This window comes from Caldanaerobacter subterraneus, assembly GCF_004345675.1.
Taxonomy (GTDB): domain Bacteria; phylum Bacillota; class Thermoanaerobacteria; order Thermoanaerobacterales; family Thermoanaerobacteraceae; genus Thermoanaerobacter; species Thermoanaerobacter subterraneus.
This window is the reverse complement of sequence record NZ_SLWU01000026.1, coordinates 1-14,750: the sequence shown is the minus strand read 5'-3', so window position 1 is coordinate 14,750 and position 14,750 is coordinate 1. Positions and strand designations below refer to the sequence as shown.

Below are 14,750 nucleotides of genomic sequence, written 5' to 3'. Positions count from 1 at the left end.
TTTCAGAATATTATCTGCTGTTGATACTCACCAAAAACAGACCTTAAAACATCTGTTATTTCCCCTAGCGTAGCGTATTCTCTCACTGCATCTAGTATCCATGGCATCAAATTGTCATCGCCTTCTGCCGCCTTTTTCAAAGCCTTTAAAGCTTTTTCCACCCGTGCATTATCTCTCATTTCCTTTACTTTCTTTATCTTTTCCCTCTGCACTATTTCCACTTGAGGGTCCACTTTCAAGAGATTCTTGGGAGGTTCCTCTTCCATCTGGAATTTATTAAGCCCTACTATTATTCTCTTCCCTGACTCTATTTCCATCTGATACCTGTAGGCGCTTTCCTGAATCTCCCTCTGCATATACCCGAGGTCTATCGCTTTTACTGCTCCTCCCAGTTCATCTATCTTTTTTATATACTCAAAAGCTCTCTTTTCTATCTCATCCGTCAGGTATTCGACATAGTAAGATCCCGCCAACGGGTCTGGCGTGTCACAGACGCCACTTTCATAAGCTATTATCTGCTGCGTCCTTAATGCAATCCTGACAGAATCCTCCGTAGGAAGAGCTAGCGCTTCATCTCTGCTGTTTGTGTGAAGTGACTGAGTTCCGCCTAATACTGCAGCCAAAGCCTGAATGGTCACTCTTATTATGTTGTTGTCAGGTTGCTGGGCAGTCAAAGTAGACCCAGCCGTCTGAGTGTGGAATCTCATCATCATAGAACGGGGGTCTTTAGCGCCAAATCTCTCCTTCATTATTTTTGCCCACATTCTCCTAGCGGCTCTAAATTTAGCCACCTCTTCAAACAAATCGTTGTGAGCGCTGAAAAAGAAGGAAATCCTCGGTGCAAACTCGTCCACATCTAACCCTGCTTTTATTGCTGCATCTACGTATGCTATTGCATTTGCGAGGGTGAATGCAACTTCCTGTACAGCTGTCGCTCCTGCTTCTCTCATGTGGTAACCGCTTATGCTTATTGTATTCCATTTAGGCACATATTTGGAGCAGTACTCAAATATATTGGTGATGAGCCTCATAGAAGGACCTGTAGGAAAGATGTAAGTACCCCTTGCCACATACTCCTTTAATATGTCGTTCTGTATAGTGCCATTCAGTTTATCAGGAGACACCCCTTGCTTTTCAGCAACCGCAATGTACATGGCAAGAAGTATAGCGGCTGGAGCATTTATGGTCATGGAAGTGCTGACTTTGTCAAGTGGGATCCCGTCAAACAGTATTTCCATGTCGTAAAGTGAATCTATCGCTACTCCTACTTTCCCCACCTCTCCCTCTGCCATAGGGTGGTCTGAATCATATCCTATCTGGGTCGGAAGGTCAAAGGCTACGCTTAACCCCGTCTGCCCCTGCTCTAAGAGGTATTTAAATCTCTTATTAGATTCTTCAGCAGTGCCGTAACCGGCATATTGCCTCATTGTCCAAAATCTTCCTCTGTACATGGTGGGCTGTACGCCTCTGGTGTACGGATATTCCCCCGGGAACCCCAGCTTTTCAAGGTAATCTATACCCTTAACGTCCTCCGGCGTATAGATAGGCTTTATCTCTATCTCTGAAGATGTCTTAAACTCTTCTTTCCTCTCAGGGAATTTTGCAATAGCTTTTTCCCTATGATTTTTCTCCCAATCCTCTCTTTTCATTTTTATTTCCTCTAGCTTCTTTTCATCGTACATAACGCGAATTCCCTCCTTTAATTTTCCCCTCTACATTATAGCATAATTTTTAACAATTGTTTACCTTTTCAAAAAAAATAAAAAGAAAAGCGGCAAAAGTCTGCCGCTACTTAGACATTTCTCTTATAACTTCTTCTAATTCCTTCACTATTTCGCTTATTCCAAAATAGCTTTTTTGCATTTTTAGCTTGGAAAGTAGCCTTCTGTACTGCTTGAGAGTCCCCATTATAATGACATCTGAACTATCTACACTCATGTTCACACAGCCTCTTGCAACAGCAGCTTCTCCACCAGCCGCCAGCATCTCCTGTTTTACAATGTTAGCGGCAGCAGGGTGGACATCGTAAAGCTTGACCACCCTGAAAACTGCCTTTGGAGCCATTATATCAACAGAAATCTCTTCAGCTTTTATTTGGCTTAGCTCTCTTTTGGCCTCCGATAAATTATCTATCTTCAAAACTTCTCTCCTCATTTTCAGTCCCTAGAACAACCCCTTTATTCTACCATTTTCATCTATATCTATGTTCTCAGCGGCAGGGTGTTTTGGAAGCCCTGGCATTGTCATTATGTCACCTGTCAGAGCAACTATAAACCCGGCACCTCTAGAAATTCTTAATTCTCTTACGGTTATCTTAAATCCTCTAGGACGCCCTAAAAGCTTGGGGTCATCTGACAGGGAATACTGGGTCTTAGCTACTACTATAGGCATCTTGTCAAGTCCTAATTTCTCTATATTAGCTATATCCTTTAAAGCACTTGCAGTATATTCTACGCCGTCAGCCCCGTATATCTCAGTAGCGATTATGTGGAGCTTATCCTTTATAGGCAAGTTTACATCGTATAGGAATCTGAAATTAGAGGGAGTGTCCGCAGCTTTTATTACTTTTTCAGCAAGTTCTATTCCGCCTTCTCCACCTTTCTCCCAAACCTCTGCCACCGCCATATCTACACCTATTCTGTCACAAGCTTTTCTCACTTCTTCAATTTCTCTTTCTGTATCAAAGACAAATTTGTTAAGCGCAACCACCACAGGCACGCCAAATTTCCTTACATTTTCCACTTGCTTTTCAAGGTTTTCTATTCCCCTTCTTACTGCCTCTACATCCTCCTTCTGCAAATCCTCCTTCTTCACTCCCCCGTGCATCTTCAAAGCCCTTACCGTTGCCACAACTACAGCAGCATTTGGAGTGAGACCTCCAAACCTCGCCTTCACATCGAAAAATTTTTCTGCTCCCAGATCTGCTCCAAAACCTGCTTCTGTCACCAGATAATCTGCAAGCTTTAACCCATATTTTGTCGCAATCAAGCTATTGCATCCGTGAGCGATATTTGCAAAAGGACCTCCATGGACAAAAGCTGGAACGTTTTCAATCGTCTGTACCAAATTAGGCTTTATAGCATCCTTTAAAAGTACTGCCATTGCCCCGTCTGCTTTTAAATCCCTTGCAGTTACAGGATTTCCATCTTTGTCATAAGCTACTATTATATCCCCCAGCCTTCTCTTTAAATCCATTAAATCGTGAGAAAGGCACAGAATTGCCATTATCTCCGAGGCAACAGTTATTATAAAGCCGTCCTGCCTTGGATAGCCGTTAGCTTTTCCTCCTAGCCCTACTATTATTTCCCTTAAAGCCCTGTCATTCATGTCCATTGCTCTTTTCCACGTTATAGTCCTTATATCGATATTTAGCTCATTTCCATGGTGAATGTGATTGTCAATCATAGCAGCCAGCAAATTGTGAGCCGCTGTAATGGCATGTATATCTCCAGTAAAATGCAAATTTATATCTTCCATAGGTACTACCTGAGAATAACCGCCTCCAGCTGCTCCTCCTTTTATTCCAAAGGAAGGACCTAAAGAAGGCTCTCTCAAGGCAATCATGGCTTTTTTCCCTAATTTTGCAAGAGCTTGCCCCAGTCCTACAGTCGTCGTGGTCTTTCCCTCTCCAGCAGGGGTGGGAGTTATAGCTGTAACTAAGATGAGTTTTCCGTCTTTCCTGTCTTTAATTTTATCCCACAAAGCGGGGGAAATCTTAGCTTTGTATTTGCCGTAATATTCCAGATAATCCTCCTCAATGCCCAATTTTGCTGCCACATCTCTTATGTGCAGCATCTTGGCTTCCTGAGCTATTTCAATATCTGATTTCATAAGAAATCCCCTCCAGCTTTTTATTTTTCTCCCAAAACGACCTTTACAAGAGTTCCTTTCCCTTTCTTGCTGTAAATTTTAAGGTCTCCGTTGTATATATCAGCAATGCTCTTACAGATGGCAAGCCCCAATCCTGTCCCATCTTTCTTAGTAGTGAAAAGCGGTTCTATCACTCTTTTTAAATGCTTTTTCTCTATACCACCCCCGTTATCAGCTATTCTCAAAATCAGTTTCTTTAAGTACGGGCTGTATTTTGTGCTCAATACTATTTTACCATTGTTTTCAACAGCATGCATAGAGTTTTGAACAATATTTAGTATGAGCTGTTTTATGTGATTTTTGTCTATCTTCATAAGAGGTACATTTCCAAACCTCTTTTCAAGTTTAATCCCTTTTTTGACCATTTCCGCTTCAAAAAGAAGCAGATATTGATTTATCACCGCATTTACATCTATCTCTTTTTCTTCCTCCCCTTCTTCATTGCTCTTTATTATCCCCAAATAGTTTCTGATAAGCCCTAGAACTCTGTCCACTTCGTCTAGTATAGTCTCATAGTAGGTAAAACTATCGGGATGCTTCACTTGCAAAAGCTGTATAAACCCTTTTATGGAGGTTAAAGAATTTTTTATTTCATGAATAGTAGTAGCTGCAAACTCCCCTGCAATAGTGTATTTCTCCGTCTGCTCCATCAATTTTTTATACCTTAAATCTTCAGTGATGTCTTTTGCAATAATAATCTTCCAATGATTGTTCATAAGTTTTCCGTATTTTAATAAAAGCACCCTTTCTTCATTCCCGTCACGAGAAGGTACAACAATTTTATCTCCCCTCAAAAGGCTTATTTCCGAAAAATCAGGTTTGTATCTTTTGATGAGGTCTAAAAATTTGGTATTTATAAACTTTACGTACTTTATCCCAAAAAGCTCACAGGCCTTGTTGTTGACATAAACTACATTAAACTTTCCATCTACTACTATTACCCCCTCTTCTGTCACCTCAAGCACATTTGCCGAAGCCTTAAACAAATCGAGCGGATAATCCAAACGTCCCTTTACATAATCCCTTAACTTTACAAATCCCAAATAGGCTACTTTTTCACCAGCAGTATTTGTAATAGGACTGAACTTTATCCCAAAAGACATGCGTATATTGTATTTTCCAGTTAATTCTATTATAAGCCCTTCTTCATAAGGGCCTATTTCCTTATATTTCAACACGCTGTGAAAAAAATAGTCGTAGTCCTCCACATCCTCATGGGTATAGCCCAAAATTTCTAACAACCTGGTATTTATGTGAACTACTTTTCCTTTTAAGTCTTTTAAGACAAAAAAATCATGAGCATTGTCAAGAAGATTGCATATCCACTGCAGCGAATTTTTCTGTGTAGAAGATGATTTATGGCTTTTCATGGCTGTTCCCTCCGCTTTCCTCCCTCATCTTCTGTAGGAAAAACGCTTCTACTAATTATATTAGACATAAACAGGCAAAATTCCTTCTTCTTTTCAATAATTTTTTTATTGTTAACTAAAGTTTTTATAAAAAAAATTGTATAAGTCTTGCGACTTATACAATTCAGGCAAAAGAAACCCCTTCTATTTCTTCTCCATTAAATACTTTTTCAAACTCTTCTCCATTGAGCTTCTCTTTTTCCATAAGGGCCTTCGCCACTCTGTGAAGTTTATCTATATTCTCTTGTAGAAGGCTTTCCGCTCTCTTATAGGCTTCCTCTATTATTCTCCTTATCTCTCTGTCTATCTCTGCAGCCACTTCCTCACTGTAGTTTCTCGTCCTTCCCAAATCCCTTCCTAAAAACACTTCTTCGCTTTTTGTGCCAAAAGTCATAGGACCTAATCTGTCGCTCATTCCATACTCTGTCACCATTTTTCTGGCAATATTGGTAGCTCTTTCTATATCATTCTGAGCGCCAGTGCTTATATCATTTAGCACCAACTTCTCAGCAGCGCGCCCTCCCAAAAGGTGAACTATTTCATCCATCATCTCTGACTTTGACATGTAGTACTTGTCTTCTTCAGGGAGAAGCATCGTGTAACCTCCAGCTCTCCCTCTTGGAATGATGGTAACCTCGTGAACAGGCGGAGTCGTGGGCAAAAGCTTTGCAACAACAGCATGCCCTGCTTCGTGATAGGCTACCAATTTTTTGTCTTTTTCAGACATGATTCTACTCCTTTTTTCAGGCCCAGCTACGACTCTGGTGATAGCTTCCTCCAATTCTGCCATGGTTATCTGCTTTAAACCCTTTCTTGCCGCCAGCAGAGCTGCCTCATTCATCACATTTTCTAGGTCAGCCCCTGTAAAGCCCGGCGTCCTCCTGGCAATAACTTGAAGGGACACGTCAGGCGCCAGAGGTTTATTTCTAGCGTGGACTTTCAAAATTTCTTCTCTCCCTTTTATGTCAGGAATATTGACCACAATATGCCTGTCAAACCTCCCAGGCCTTAAAAGGGCGGGATCCAGTATATCAGGCCTGTTTGTAGCTGCAATTACGATTATCCCTTCATTTACACTAAATCCGTCCATCTCAACCAATAACTGGTTCAACGTTTGCTCTCTCTCGTCATGCCCTCCGCCCAGACCTGCCCCTCTCTGCCTACCTACAGCATCTATCTCATCTATAAACACTATACAAGGTGCGTTTTTCTTCGCCTGCTCAAAAAGGTCTCTTACTCTCGCTGCACCCACACCCACAAACATCTCCACAAAGTCAGAACCGCTTATGCTGAAAAAGGGAACCCCTGCCTCTCCTGCAACAGCTCTTGCCAGAAGAGTCTTCCCCGTGCCCGGTGGCCCTACTAAAAGCACTCCTTTAGGAATTCTCGCCCCTAATTCAATAAATTTTTTTGGATATTTCAAAAACTCTACAATCTCTTGGAGTTCTTCTTTTTCTTCATCTGCACCCGCCACATCATTAAAAGTAACTCTTTTGTCCTTATCTGTAACCATTCTAGCTCTGCTCTTGCCAAAAGACATCACCCTGCTTCCTCCCCCGCCCTGTGCTTGCTGCATAAATATATACCAGAAGAGAATGAGCACACCTACCAAGAACAGGGAGGGAAGCATCTGAACCCACCAAGGCGGTCCCACCTGGGGCTCATATTTAAAATCCAGTTTGCCTTCCAATATATACGGGTCCACAAAAGACATAAAATTGGTTATATCAGGCACACTGCTTTCAAACTCGGTGCCGTTTTTGAATACGCCTTTCACCTGATTGCCCGAAAGAGTAATACTTTTTATCTGATTTGCACTTATATACCTTACCAGCTCTCCGTAGTCTATCTTGGTCACCTGCGGCGTAGCTTGGGAATAAAGCTGTACCATCGCATATATAGCTATGAAAATGAGGAGATAAAGTACCATGCTCCTGAAAATTTTATTGTTATCTTTCAAATAAGGCCCCTCCTTCAAACAAGTCCCACTACTTTAATCTATAATACCATATAAAGAACAAAAAACCAAATCATTTATAAAGCTCTGGCTTTAAAACCCCTATAAAAGGAAGGTTTCTGTACTTCTCCGCGTAATCAAGGCCATACCCTACGACGAACTTATCAGGGATCTTAAAACCGCAGTAATCCACTTTCACATCTGCCTCTCTTCTTTCAGGTTTATCTAAAATCGTGCAAATCTTTAGGCTTCTCGGTTTTCTTCCCAACAGTGTCTCTCTCAGATAAGCAAGTGTTAATCCGCTGTCTATTATGTCTTCCACTATCAAAACGTCCTTCCCCTCTATATCTATGTCATGGTCTTTTATTATTTTCACTATGCCAGAAGACTTGGTAGATGACCCATAGCTTGATACAGCCATGAAATCTATTGACAAAGGCAAATCAATGGCACGAGATAAATCTGACATAAACATTATTGCTCCTTTTAAAACCCCAATTAAGACCAAATCCTTACCCTCATAGTCTCTGGTTATCATCTCGCCAAGTTCTTTAACTTTCGCCTTCAACTGCTCTTCTGTTATCAAAATTTCTTCTATGTCTTCCATAGGGCTTGGCATAAAACTACCTCCTCTTTCATTCTTTAGTATATTCAATTACAAGCACCTTTGAAGTATTTTTGTCTACCTTAAACTTCTCACTCATCCTGTAACCTACAACCCACACAATTTCCTTTCCTATAGCTACAAGCGGGATGTAATCCCTCTCTTCTCTGGGTATTTTTTTATCAATAAAAAACTCTTTTAATTTTTTCGTCCCTCTCATGCCAAGAGGCGAAAACCTGTCCCCATCTTCTCTGCTTTTTACAACTATTTCCCCTTTTATTTTGTCATAATCGAAAAATTTTATATACTCCCCCTTGTTAAAATCATCAACCTGTGAAATATCAACTACATAAGCTTTAAATTTGCCAATTCCTTCTATAGTTGTAACTCCAGGAATCTTTAGCACCTCTTTAAATTTTACCTTCTCTTTCGCCTTCTTTTTTCTGATTACAAGATTATTATACATTTTTAAAGCCTCAATTTCAAAAGGTAAATCAATTTTTGATGACGTAGGTTTATCTAAAAGATTTAATACATCTTCCACATGCCCATATTCCAGTCCATCAGTTTCTCCCTTCACATAAAAGTACATCCTTCTCACCAAACGCCTTTTAATAGCCGTATGTTGTGACTTTAAAGCATCTACATCTACTTTTATCTCTTCCCCATTTATTTCGCATATTTGATTAAAAACTTCTTCACACTTAGCTTCCAAATAATCATCTTCCTCTAACAAAATCGCCGCCATCCTAGAGAGATTTTCAACCAAATCTATCTTAAACACCTCTTCAATATACGGAATGACCTTTAGCCTTATCTTATTTCGCGTATACAAATCTTCATAATTGGTATGGTCAATCCTGGGATGTAAATTTTTATCCTTCAGATACTTTTCAATTTCTCTTCTCTCAATCTCAATGAGAGGCCTGATAATATTGCCATTTACAGGCTTTATACCAATAAGTCCCCTAAGCCCCGTCCCTCTCAGGATGTTTAATAAAACTGTCTCTGCTACATCATTTTTGTTATGGGCTACAGCTATTTTGTTTCCTCCTACTCTTTTCAATGTTTCCTCAAAAGCCTTGTACCTTACGTATCTCCCAGCTTGCTCTTCGCTTAATCCCATCTTTTTAGCCAGATAAGGGACGTTTTCTTCAAATAAAAAAAAGGGAAGATCTAAGTCTTTACACAGCTTCTCCACAAACTCCGCATCCTTTTTGGCATCTTCTCCTCTTATCATGTGGTTTACATGAACAACATACAATTTCAAATTAAATTTTCCTTTTAGATTAAAAAGTACATCCAACATGCACAGGGAATCAGGGCCTCCTGATATTCCCATTACAATTTTGTCATCTTTTTCTATCATATTGTACTTCTCAATGGTCCTTAAAACCTTCTCAATCATACCAAACCCCTGAAAACTCATAGTCACGCTATACTATGATTATATACTATAGCTCGCTTTAAATCAAACATAAATCTTCTTCCAAATTTTTGCCACTATCACTGTCATGTCGTCTTTAGGTGTATTTTCACACCTTTCTAAAGATTTTTTCATTATATAATCCGCCATCTCCTGGGGACTTATAAAATCTGCTTCGCTTATTACCCTCAAAAGCTCCATCTCTTTTTCTCCCTCAAAGCACTCCAGCACCCCATCCGTAACTAATATCACAAAATCTCCTTCTTTTAACTTCTTTTCATGAAGGTCTGCCTCAATGTCTTCGAGAATTCCTATAGGAAGCGAACCGGACTCTATAACCTCTACTGAAGCTCCTCTCTTCACATAGCTGGCACAAGCTCCAATCTTTATAAACTCAGCTTTTCCAGTGAACTTATCTAAAAACATGATGTCCACAGTGGAAAACATCTCTTCAGCTGACCGCAAGGCTAGAATGGAATTTAAAGTCTGGATGACAAGTTCCCTGTCAAACCCCGCTTCTATAAACTTCTCCAAAAGTGAAATGGCGGTTGTGCTTTCTGCTGCGGCTTTGTATCCAACTCCCATGCCATCACTTAAAGCCACCACATATTTTCCATTGTTAAGGTCCATAAAAGAGTAGGTATCCCCCGAAATCCTGTTTTTCGCCTTGCTCACTTTGCTAACCCCAGTGATGACCTGCAAGCTTTCTGCCTTGGCAAAAGAAAGAACGCATCTTCCCTTAGAATCTATCCCGTAAAGTCTATCTTTCCTTTCATACCTTTCTCCCATTACTTCTGATATTACAGAGGCAATCTTTTTCTCCAAATCCTTTGACAAATACCCCTCTTCTCTGTACACTTTTACGCTTGTGCTTCCGCCATCTGTTTCGTACACCAGCACATCTTCCACCTGTATCCCATTTTTATCTAACTCCAATAGAATGACCTGTTCCAGCTCATCTTTAAAGGATATGTTCATGTTTACCTCCTTTGCAATGTCAGAAATAGCATCAGCAACACCTTTGAGCTGAGCCGCAATAAGTCCTTTTGCATCCTTTAGCCTCTCTCTCCACTGCATGCTTATTTTATAGATTCCAAGATAATATTTAGTAGTTGACATGAGCTCAGAAAATCTAATGCACTTCCTATAAAGCCTATTATCATTTATATCTTTCCTCTTCTCTAAATGCTCCACTAGTTCAAACATAGATTTATAAGTGCTGTAAAAATCTCTGTCCCAGCAGTTTTTATACATAATACATTGAGAACAGGTCTTATTGGCAATTTCCTCAAACAAATAGGAAATATCTTTATGGTCCAGTATTTTTTCATTTGACTGCTTAAAGGTCTTAGAAAGTTCCTCAAAAACTCCCGAGTACTCTTTCAGTTTTGCTGCAATTATTTCCTTTAATTTTCTGCTGTAATCTCTGTCATTTAAGTTTTTATTTCCTTTAATCAATTTTTCAGCTTCTTGAATATACTTCTTCGGAAAAGCTGCAAAGAGCAAAGCCGCCAATCCAATGCCATAAGGGTTTAAACTATTGCCGACTTTAAACCCTGTATAAAAAGCTACTATTGCCGCTCCTATTACAAAACCTGCAATAGTCCCAATCCTGTGCAGTTTGCGAAAACTCCCTCCCAAAAGCCCTCCAAAAGCTAAAACACCTACAATTGAAGGCGCTTCCGCATATGCAAGCACATTCAATACCCCTATAGTCGTCCCTATCGCAGAACCAGCCCCACTGCCTCCCAGATAGCTTATAAAAAGCACCGCAAAGGCTATTGCTATACTATTTAAACTAAATTTCCAAATGCTTAAATTGTGAAGCCCCAGTATAAAAACTGCAGTAAATATCCCTAAAGAAACCAATTCCTCGTTGGAAATTACTTTCCTTGTGCTTCTGTTGACAATGAAAGAAAGAGAGTGGTTAAAAATAAAAACTAATAACATCGCAATAACTGCCTCATATGAACTTAAAAAAACATCAAAATATAAAAAATTGTATGAATAGCTAAAAATCAGCCCTGAAGCGAAAAGAGAAAAAAGAGTGATAAAAGAAGCCTTTAAAGCATTAGTAGGCCTAACCCTCAAAAAAAGTTCCAATAGAAAAATTATAGCCATGCTGAGAAGATACTTAGCACTATTTACTCCTGGCACTGTCAATAACGCCAGCCACACCCCTAGACCTACAAAGAAATACTTTTTCTTGTAAGCGACTAATGCCGCAAAAAAAGCTATCCCAAAAGGAAAAAGCACATAGGAAATGGAAGCTCTTCCTAGTATAAAAGCAAAAATCAAAAACAAAACTGAATTTAAAACATTTTTATAAAAACCCTTGTCGACATTTTCACTTAGCTTTCCTTTCAAAGTTTTCTTGTAAGGAAACACATTTGCGCTTTGCATACCTCCACCACCTTCTATTTTTTCTAAATTATACCATAAAGGTGGTGGATTTATTTGCTATTTTTTGTATCTCACTTATTTTTGTTTTCGACATAAAAAAATAAAAAGCCTGTAAAGGCTTTTTTGCAGAATAAAAAATGGTGACCCCGACGGGATTCGAACCCGTGTTGCCGCCGTGAAAGGGCGGTGTCTTAACCACTTGACCACGGGGCCCCAAAGCCATTTTTTATTTTATCATATTTTTTCTTGTTGTCAACATTAAAAATTTCCTCTAAAAGCTTATATTCGTAGCTATGTAGATATCTGTCCTTTCAGAAGGTTTTATCTCACCTACTATCCTATACTCTTTTTCAAGATAAGAAGACAAATCCACGATGCTAATATTTGCCTCGTGATGGCTACCTCTCTTCCTGTGACTCTCCTCCACAACTTTTTTGCCGTATTCGTTGAGTTCAGATATGACAATTTTCCCTCCTTTTTTACATACCCTCACCATCTCATCCAAAACCCTTTTATAGTCCCTCATATGATGAAGCGCATTGTACGTTGCCACGACGTCAAAGGTTTCGTCCAAAAAAGGAAGGGAATGTCCATCCCCAACCATAAGAAGGACTTTCTCCTCCACTCCGCTTTCCCTTATGAACTCCCTTGCCCTTTTTAAAGCTTCTAGGCTTTCATCCAGAGAAACCACATCATACCCGTACTCAGCAAGCCCTGAAGCCATTCTGCCTCTCCCTGTCCCTATATCAAGAGCAAAGCCTTTACCTCTTCCTAATATTTCCAGTGCATCTTGTATATCTCTTTCCATCTTATCACCCCAAATTTTAAAAATTTTCTTCAACAAACTCAAAAAACATGATATAATATCAACATGCGAGGCTAATTCCAGCCTTGCATAGTCAAAAGCCAGAACAATGGTGTGCATAAGAAAGTCAACCATCGAGTAAAAGAATTAGAAAGTATTCCCCGCGTACTAATAAAATCACTCCTCCATAATTTAAATGCGGTATTTTTGTACCGCATCCTTTTTTCGCCACATCGATATGCCCCCGTATGGTATAGGGTTCTGCCAAGAGTAGTATATCACAGCCCTCCCTTCTTTGTAAATACCTCTATCAATGGATTTCTTCAGACAAAGCCTTTACCTCATACGCTTTTCCAAAATAATTCGTACCCCATACTCCTATTAATATCATAATCGCCCCAACTACATGGTACCAGTAAAAAACCTCATGCCTTATAGTCACTCCTGCTATAATGGAAATCACTGTAGTCAAATTAGCAAAGACAGAGGCTTGAGAAGCAGGAAGCTTAGAAAGCGCATAATTATTGAGAAAATATGCAACGATTGAGGATAAAATCCCCAAGTAAAGTACTGGAATTAACACTTTATAATTAGCCACACTTGAAAAGTAACTTGAAAGGCTATCCCCTCTTATCACTTTCTCAATTAAATTCAAAATATTAAAAGAGATAGCCCCAAACCACATCATAACAAATGTTATCTCTATAGGAGAAAAAACAGAGGAAAATTTCCTTGCCAGAATCGTGTAAAAAGCCGCAGACAAAACCGCTCCCAGCAAAAATAAAAATCCTAAGAGAGAACTTTTCCCACCTTCTGACCCGGTCATAAAAATTATGAATATAACGCCTGCTACAGATAACAAAATAAACAAAAGCTGGTACAAAGAAGGCCTTTCATTTAAAAATATCACCGCAAGGATTGTGACTGCAACAGGAATCAAGGCTATCATCAGCCCCGAAAGAGAAGAAGAAGTATACTTTATCCCATAAGTCTCAAAAACAAAATATATAAAAGGTTCTGCCAAAGACAATAAAAGCAATGGCTTCACATCTTTCCCTCTGTAATTTAACTTAATTACACCAAAAGCCCAGAGAAGCGTTATGACAATAGATGCTAAAAGAAACCTATATGATATAAGCTCCAAAGGAGATGCCACTTCAAGCCCCATCGCCGTAAACATAAAAGAAAAGCCAAAAATTGATGCCATACCTATTCCTGCTAAATATGGATAATAGCCCTTTATCCTCTCCAATTTAACACCCCCGCGTTTTTTTAAAAACACCGATATAATTATATAACACTTCCCCAAAAAATAAAACCCAGACAAAGGGGACGGTTCCTTTCGTCTGAAAAATTCAGACGAAAGGAACCGTCCCCTTTGTCTAAAAAGTTTTTGTCACAAAATTGATTTCAGATGTGTTATTATTAGTGAAAAGGGACAGGGGAGGTGTTAAAAATAGAGGAGAGTTTCAAAGATATCTTTGAAAGGTATTATCCAAAAGTCTTAAAACAAATCTCCTGGGTTGTAAAAGATGAATTTAAAGCAGAGGACATTGCGCAGGAGGTATTCATAAAGTTCTTAAAAAAGCCTCCCCGGCACAATGAAAATATAGGAGGTTGGCTTTCAAAAGTAGCCATGAACCATGCATTAAACTATCTTCGAACAGAAAGAAGCGCAAGAGTAAGAGAAATAGAAGCCTTCCAGCAGAATGAAGAAAAACTTTTGGAAGACCCCGAAGAAATAGCTATAAAAAACTTTGAAAAGTCAAAGGTGAAAGAAGTTCTATTAAAAATGAATAAAAGAGACATGATGTGTTTAATACTTAAGCATTCAGGTTACAGTTATGAAGAAATAGCAGTCGCTTTGGGAATTAAAAAATCCTCCGTAGGAACAACCATTGCAAGAGCTCAGAAAAAATTCAAGGAATTATACGAAAAGGAGGTGTGAAATGTGTGCTACGATGAAGGAACCCTTCAGGCGTATTTAGATGGAGAATTGGACGAACTCACCTCAAAAAATATAGAAGAACACGTAAAAACCTGCAGCACATGTAGGCAAAAATTAGAAGAACTAAAGTTTATAAATGAATTTACAGCAAATGCCTTAAAAACTTCCAATATAGATTTAAATGACGCATGGATAGCCTTTAATGAAAAGTTGAGCAAAGAAAATAATAAGAGAAAGACAAACGGTAAAATGTCAAGGGGGTAATTAAAAAATTTTTGAGGCATTTAAAGGGCAAAAAGACAAAAAAATACCCTTCTTCCAACATGCC

Annotated in this window: 12 protein-coding genes and 1 tRNA gene; 2 read left to right on the top strand and 11 right to left on the bottom strand. The window is 39.2% G+C overall.

Annotated features, from left to right (window positions below; all coding sequences use genetic code 11):
• Nucleotides 1-2: 2 nt before the first annotated feature.
• From EV203_RS10655 to EV203_RS10605, 11 genes are all read right to left on the bottom strand, one after another.
• Nucleotides 3-1,682, bottom strand: a complete 1,680-nt coding sequence (locus EV203_RS10655; protein WP_132040525.1) for an acyl-CoA mutase large subunit family protein — start codon at nt 1,680-1,682, stop codon at nt 3-5.
• 106 nt (nt 1,683-1,788) lie between these two features.
• Nucleotides 1,789-2,154, bottom strand: a complete 366-nt coding sequence (locus EV203_RS10650) for a hypothetical protein (RefSeq protein WP_011026421.1) — start codon at nt 2,152-2,154, stop codon at nt 1,789-1,791.
• 9 nt (nt 2,155-2,163) lie between these two features.
• Nucleotides 2,164-3,831, bottom strand: coding sequence for a formate--tetrahydrofolate ligase (locus tag EV203_RS10645; protein WP_022586985.1), 1,668 nt, complete (start codon nt 3,829-3,831; stop codon nt 2,164-2,166).
• Between the two features lie 20 nt (nt 3,832-3,851).
• On the bottom strand, nt 3,852-5,240 hold the full coding sequence (locus tag EV203_RS10640) for an ATP-binding protein (RefSeq protein WP_132040523.1): 1,389 nt from the start codon (nt 5,238-5,240) through the stop codon (nt 3,852-3,854).
• Between the two features lie 163 nt (nt 5,241-5,403).
• Complete coding sequence (gene ftsH, locus EV203_RS10635; RefSeq protein WP_011026424.1) at nt 5,404-7,239, bottom strand: ATP-dependent zinc metalloprotease FtsH; 1,836 nt, start codon at nt 7,237-7,239, stop codon at nt 5,404-5,406.
• Between the two features lie 70 nt (nt 7,240-7,309).
• Nucleotides 7,310-7,855 (bottom strand): hypoxanthine phosphoribosyltransferase, encoded by a 546-nt coding sequence (gene hpt, locus EV203_RS10630; protein ID WP_011026425.1) that lies wholly within the window; start codon nt 7,853-7,855, stop codon nt 7,310-7,312.
• Between the two features lie 16 nt (nt 7,856-7,871).
• On the bottom strand, nt 7,872-9,248 hold the full coding sequence (gene tilS, locus EV203_RS10625) for a tRNA lysidine(34) synthetase TilS (RefSeq protein ID WP_132040521.1): 1,377 nt from the start codon (nt 9,246-9,248) through the stop codon (nt 7,872-7,874).
• A gap of 63 nt (nt 9,249-9,311) precedes the next feature.
• The gene (gene spoIIE, locus EV203_RS10620; protein WP_132040519.1) at nt 9,312-11,669 is read right to left on the bottom strand and encodes a stage II sporulation protein E; all 2,358 of its coding nucleotides are present in this window, start codon (nt 11,667-11,669) and stop codon (nt 9,312-9,314) included.
• A gap of 138 nt (nt 11,670-11,807) precedes the next feature.
• Nucleotides 11,808-11,882: transfer RNA gene (locus EV203_RS10615), tRNA-Glu, on the bottom strand.
• 58 nt (nt 11,883-11,940) lie between these two features.
• Nucleotides 11,941-12,609: a class I SAM-dependent methyltransferase gene (locus tag EV203_RS10610; protein ID WP_132040517.1), complete on the bottom strand. Its 669-nt coding sequence runs from the start codon at nt 12,607-12,609 to the stop codon at nt 11,941-11,943.
• Nucleotides 12,610-12,784: 175 nt separating this feature from the next.
• Nucleotides 12,785-13,726, bottom strand: a complete 942-nt coding sequence (locus EV203_RS10605) for a DMT family transporter (protein ID WP_022586980.1) — start codon at nt 13,724-13,726, stop codon at nt 12,785-12,787.
• Between the two features lie 195 nt (nt 13,727-13,921).
• Here EV203_RS10605 and EV203_RS10600 point away from each other — a divergent pair, with 195 nt between their 5' ends.
• On the top strand, nt 13,922-14,422 hold the full coding sequence (locus EV203_RS10600; RefSeq protein ID WP_011026430.1) for an RNA polymerase sigma factor SigX: 501 nt from the start codon (nt 13,922-13,924) through the stop codon (nt 14,420-14,422).
• A gap of 3 nt (nt 14,423-14,425) precedes the next feature.
• A complete protein-coding gene (locus EV203_RS10595; RefSeq protein WP_243700680.1) occupies nt 14,426-14,686 on the top strand; it encodes an anti-sigma factor family protein in 261 nt (86 codons plus the stop codon).
• The last annotated feature ends 64 nt before the right edge of the window (nt 14,687-14,750 follow it).

Bases quoted from the DNA above. Each gene is read 5' to 3' on its own strand.
- tilS (WP_132040521.1), bottom strand. From the start codon at position 9,248: ATGATTGAGAAGGTTTTAAGGACCATTGAGAAGTACAATATGATAGAA.
- EV203_RS10640 (WP_132040523.1), bottom strand. From the start codon at position 5,240: ATGAAAAGCCATAAATCATCTTCTACACAGAAAAATTCGCTGCAGTGG.
- EV203_RS10610 (WP_132040517.1), bottom strand. From the start codon at position 12,609: ATGGTTGACTTTCTTATGCACACCATTGTTCTGGCTTTTGACTATGCA.
- EV203_RS10650 (WP_011026421.1), bottom strand. From the start codon at position 2,154: ATGAGGAGAGAAGTTTTGAAGATAGATAATTTATCGGAGGCCAAAAGA.
- hpt (WP_011026425.1), bottom strand. From the start codon at position 7,855: ATGCCAAGCCCTATGGAAGACATAGAAGAAATTTTGATAACAGAAGAG.
- EV203_RS10655 (WP_132040525.1), bottom strand. From the start codon at position 1,682: ATGTACGATGAAAAGAAGCTAGAGGAAATAAAAATGAAAAGAGAGGAT.
- EV203_RS10645 (WP_022586985.1), bottom strand. From the start codon at position 3,831: ATGAAATCAGATATTGAAATAGCTCAGGAAGCCAAGATGCTGCACATA.
- spoIIE (WP_132040519.1), bottom strand. From the start codon at position 11,669: ATGCAAAGCGCAAATGTGTTTCCTTACAAGAAAACTTTGAAAGGAAAG.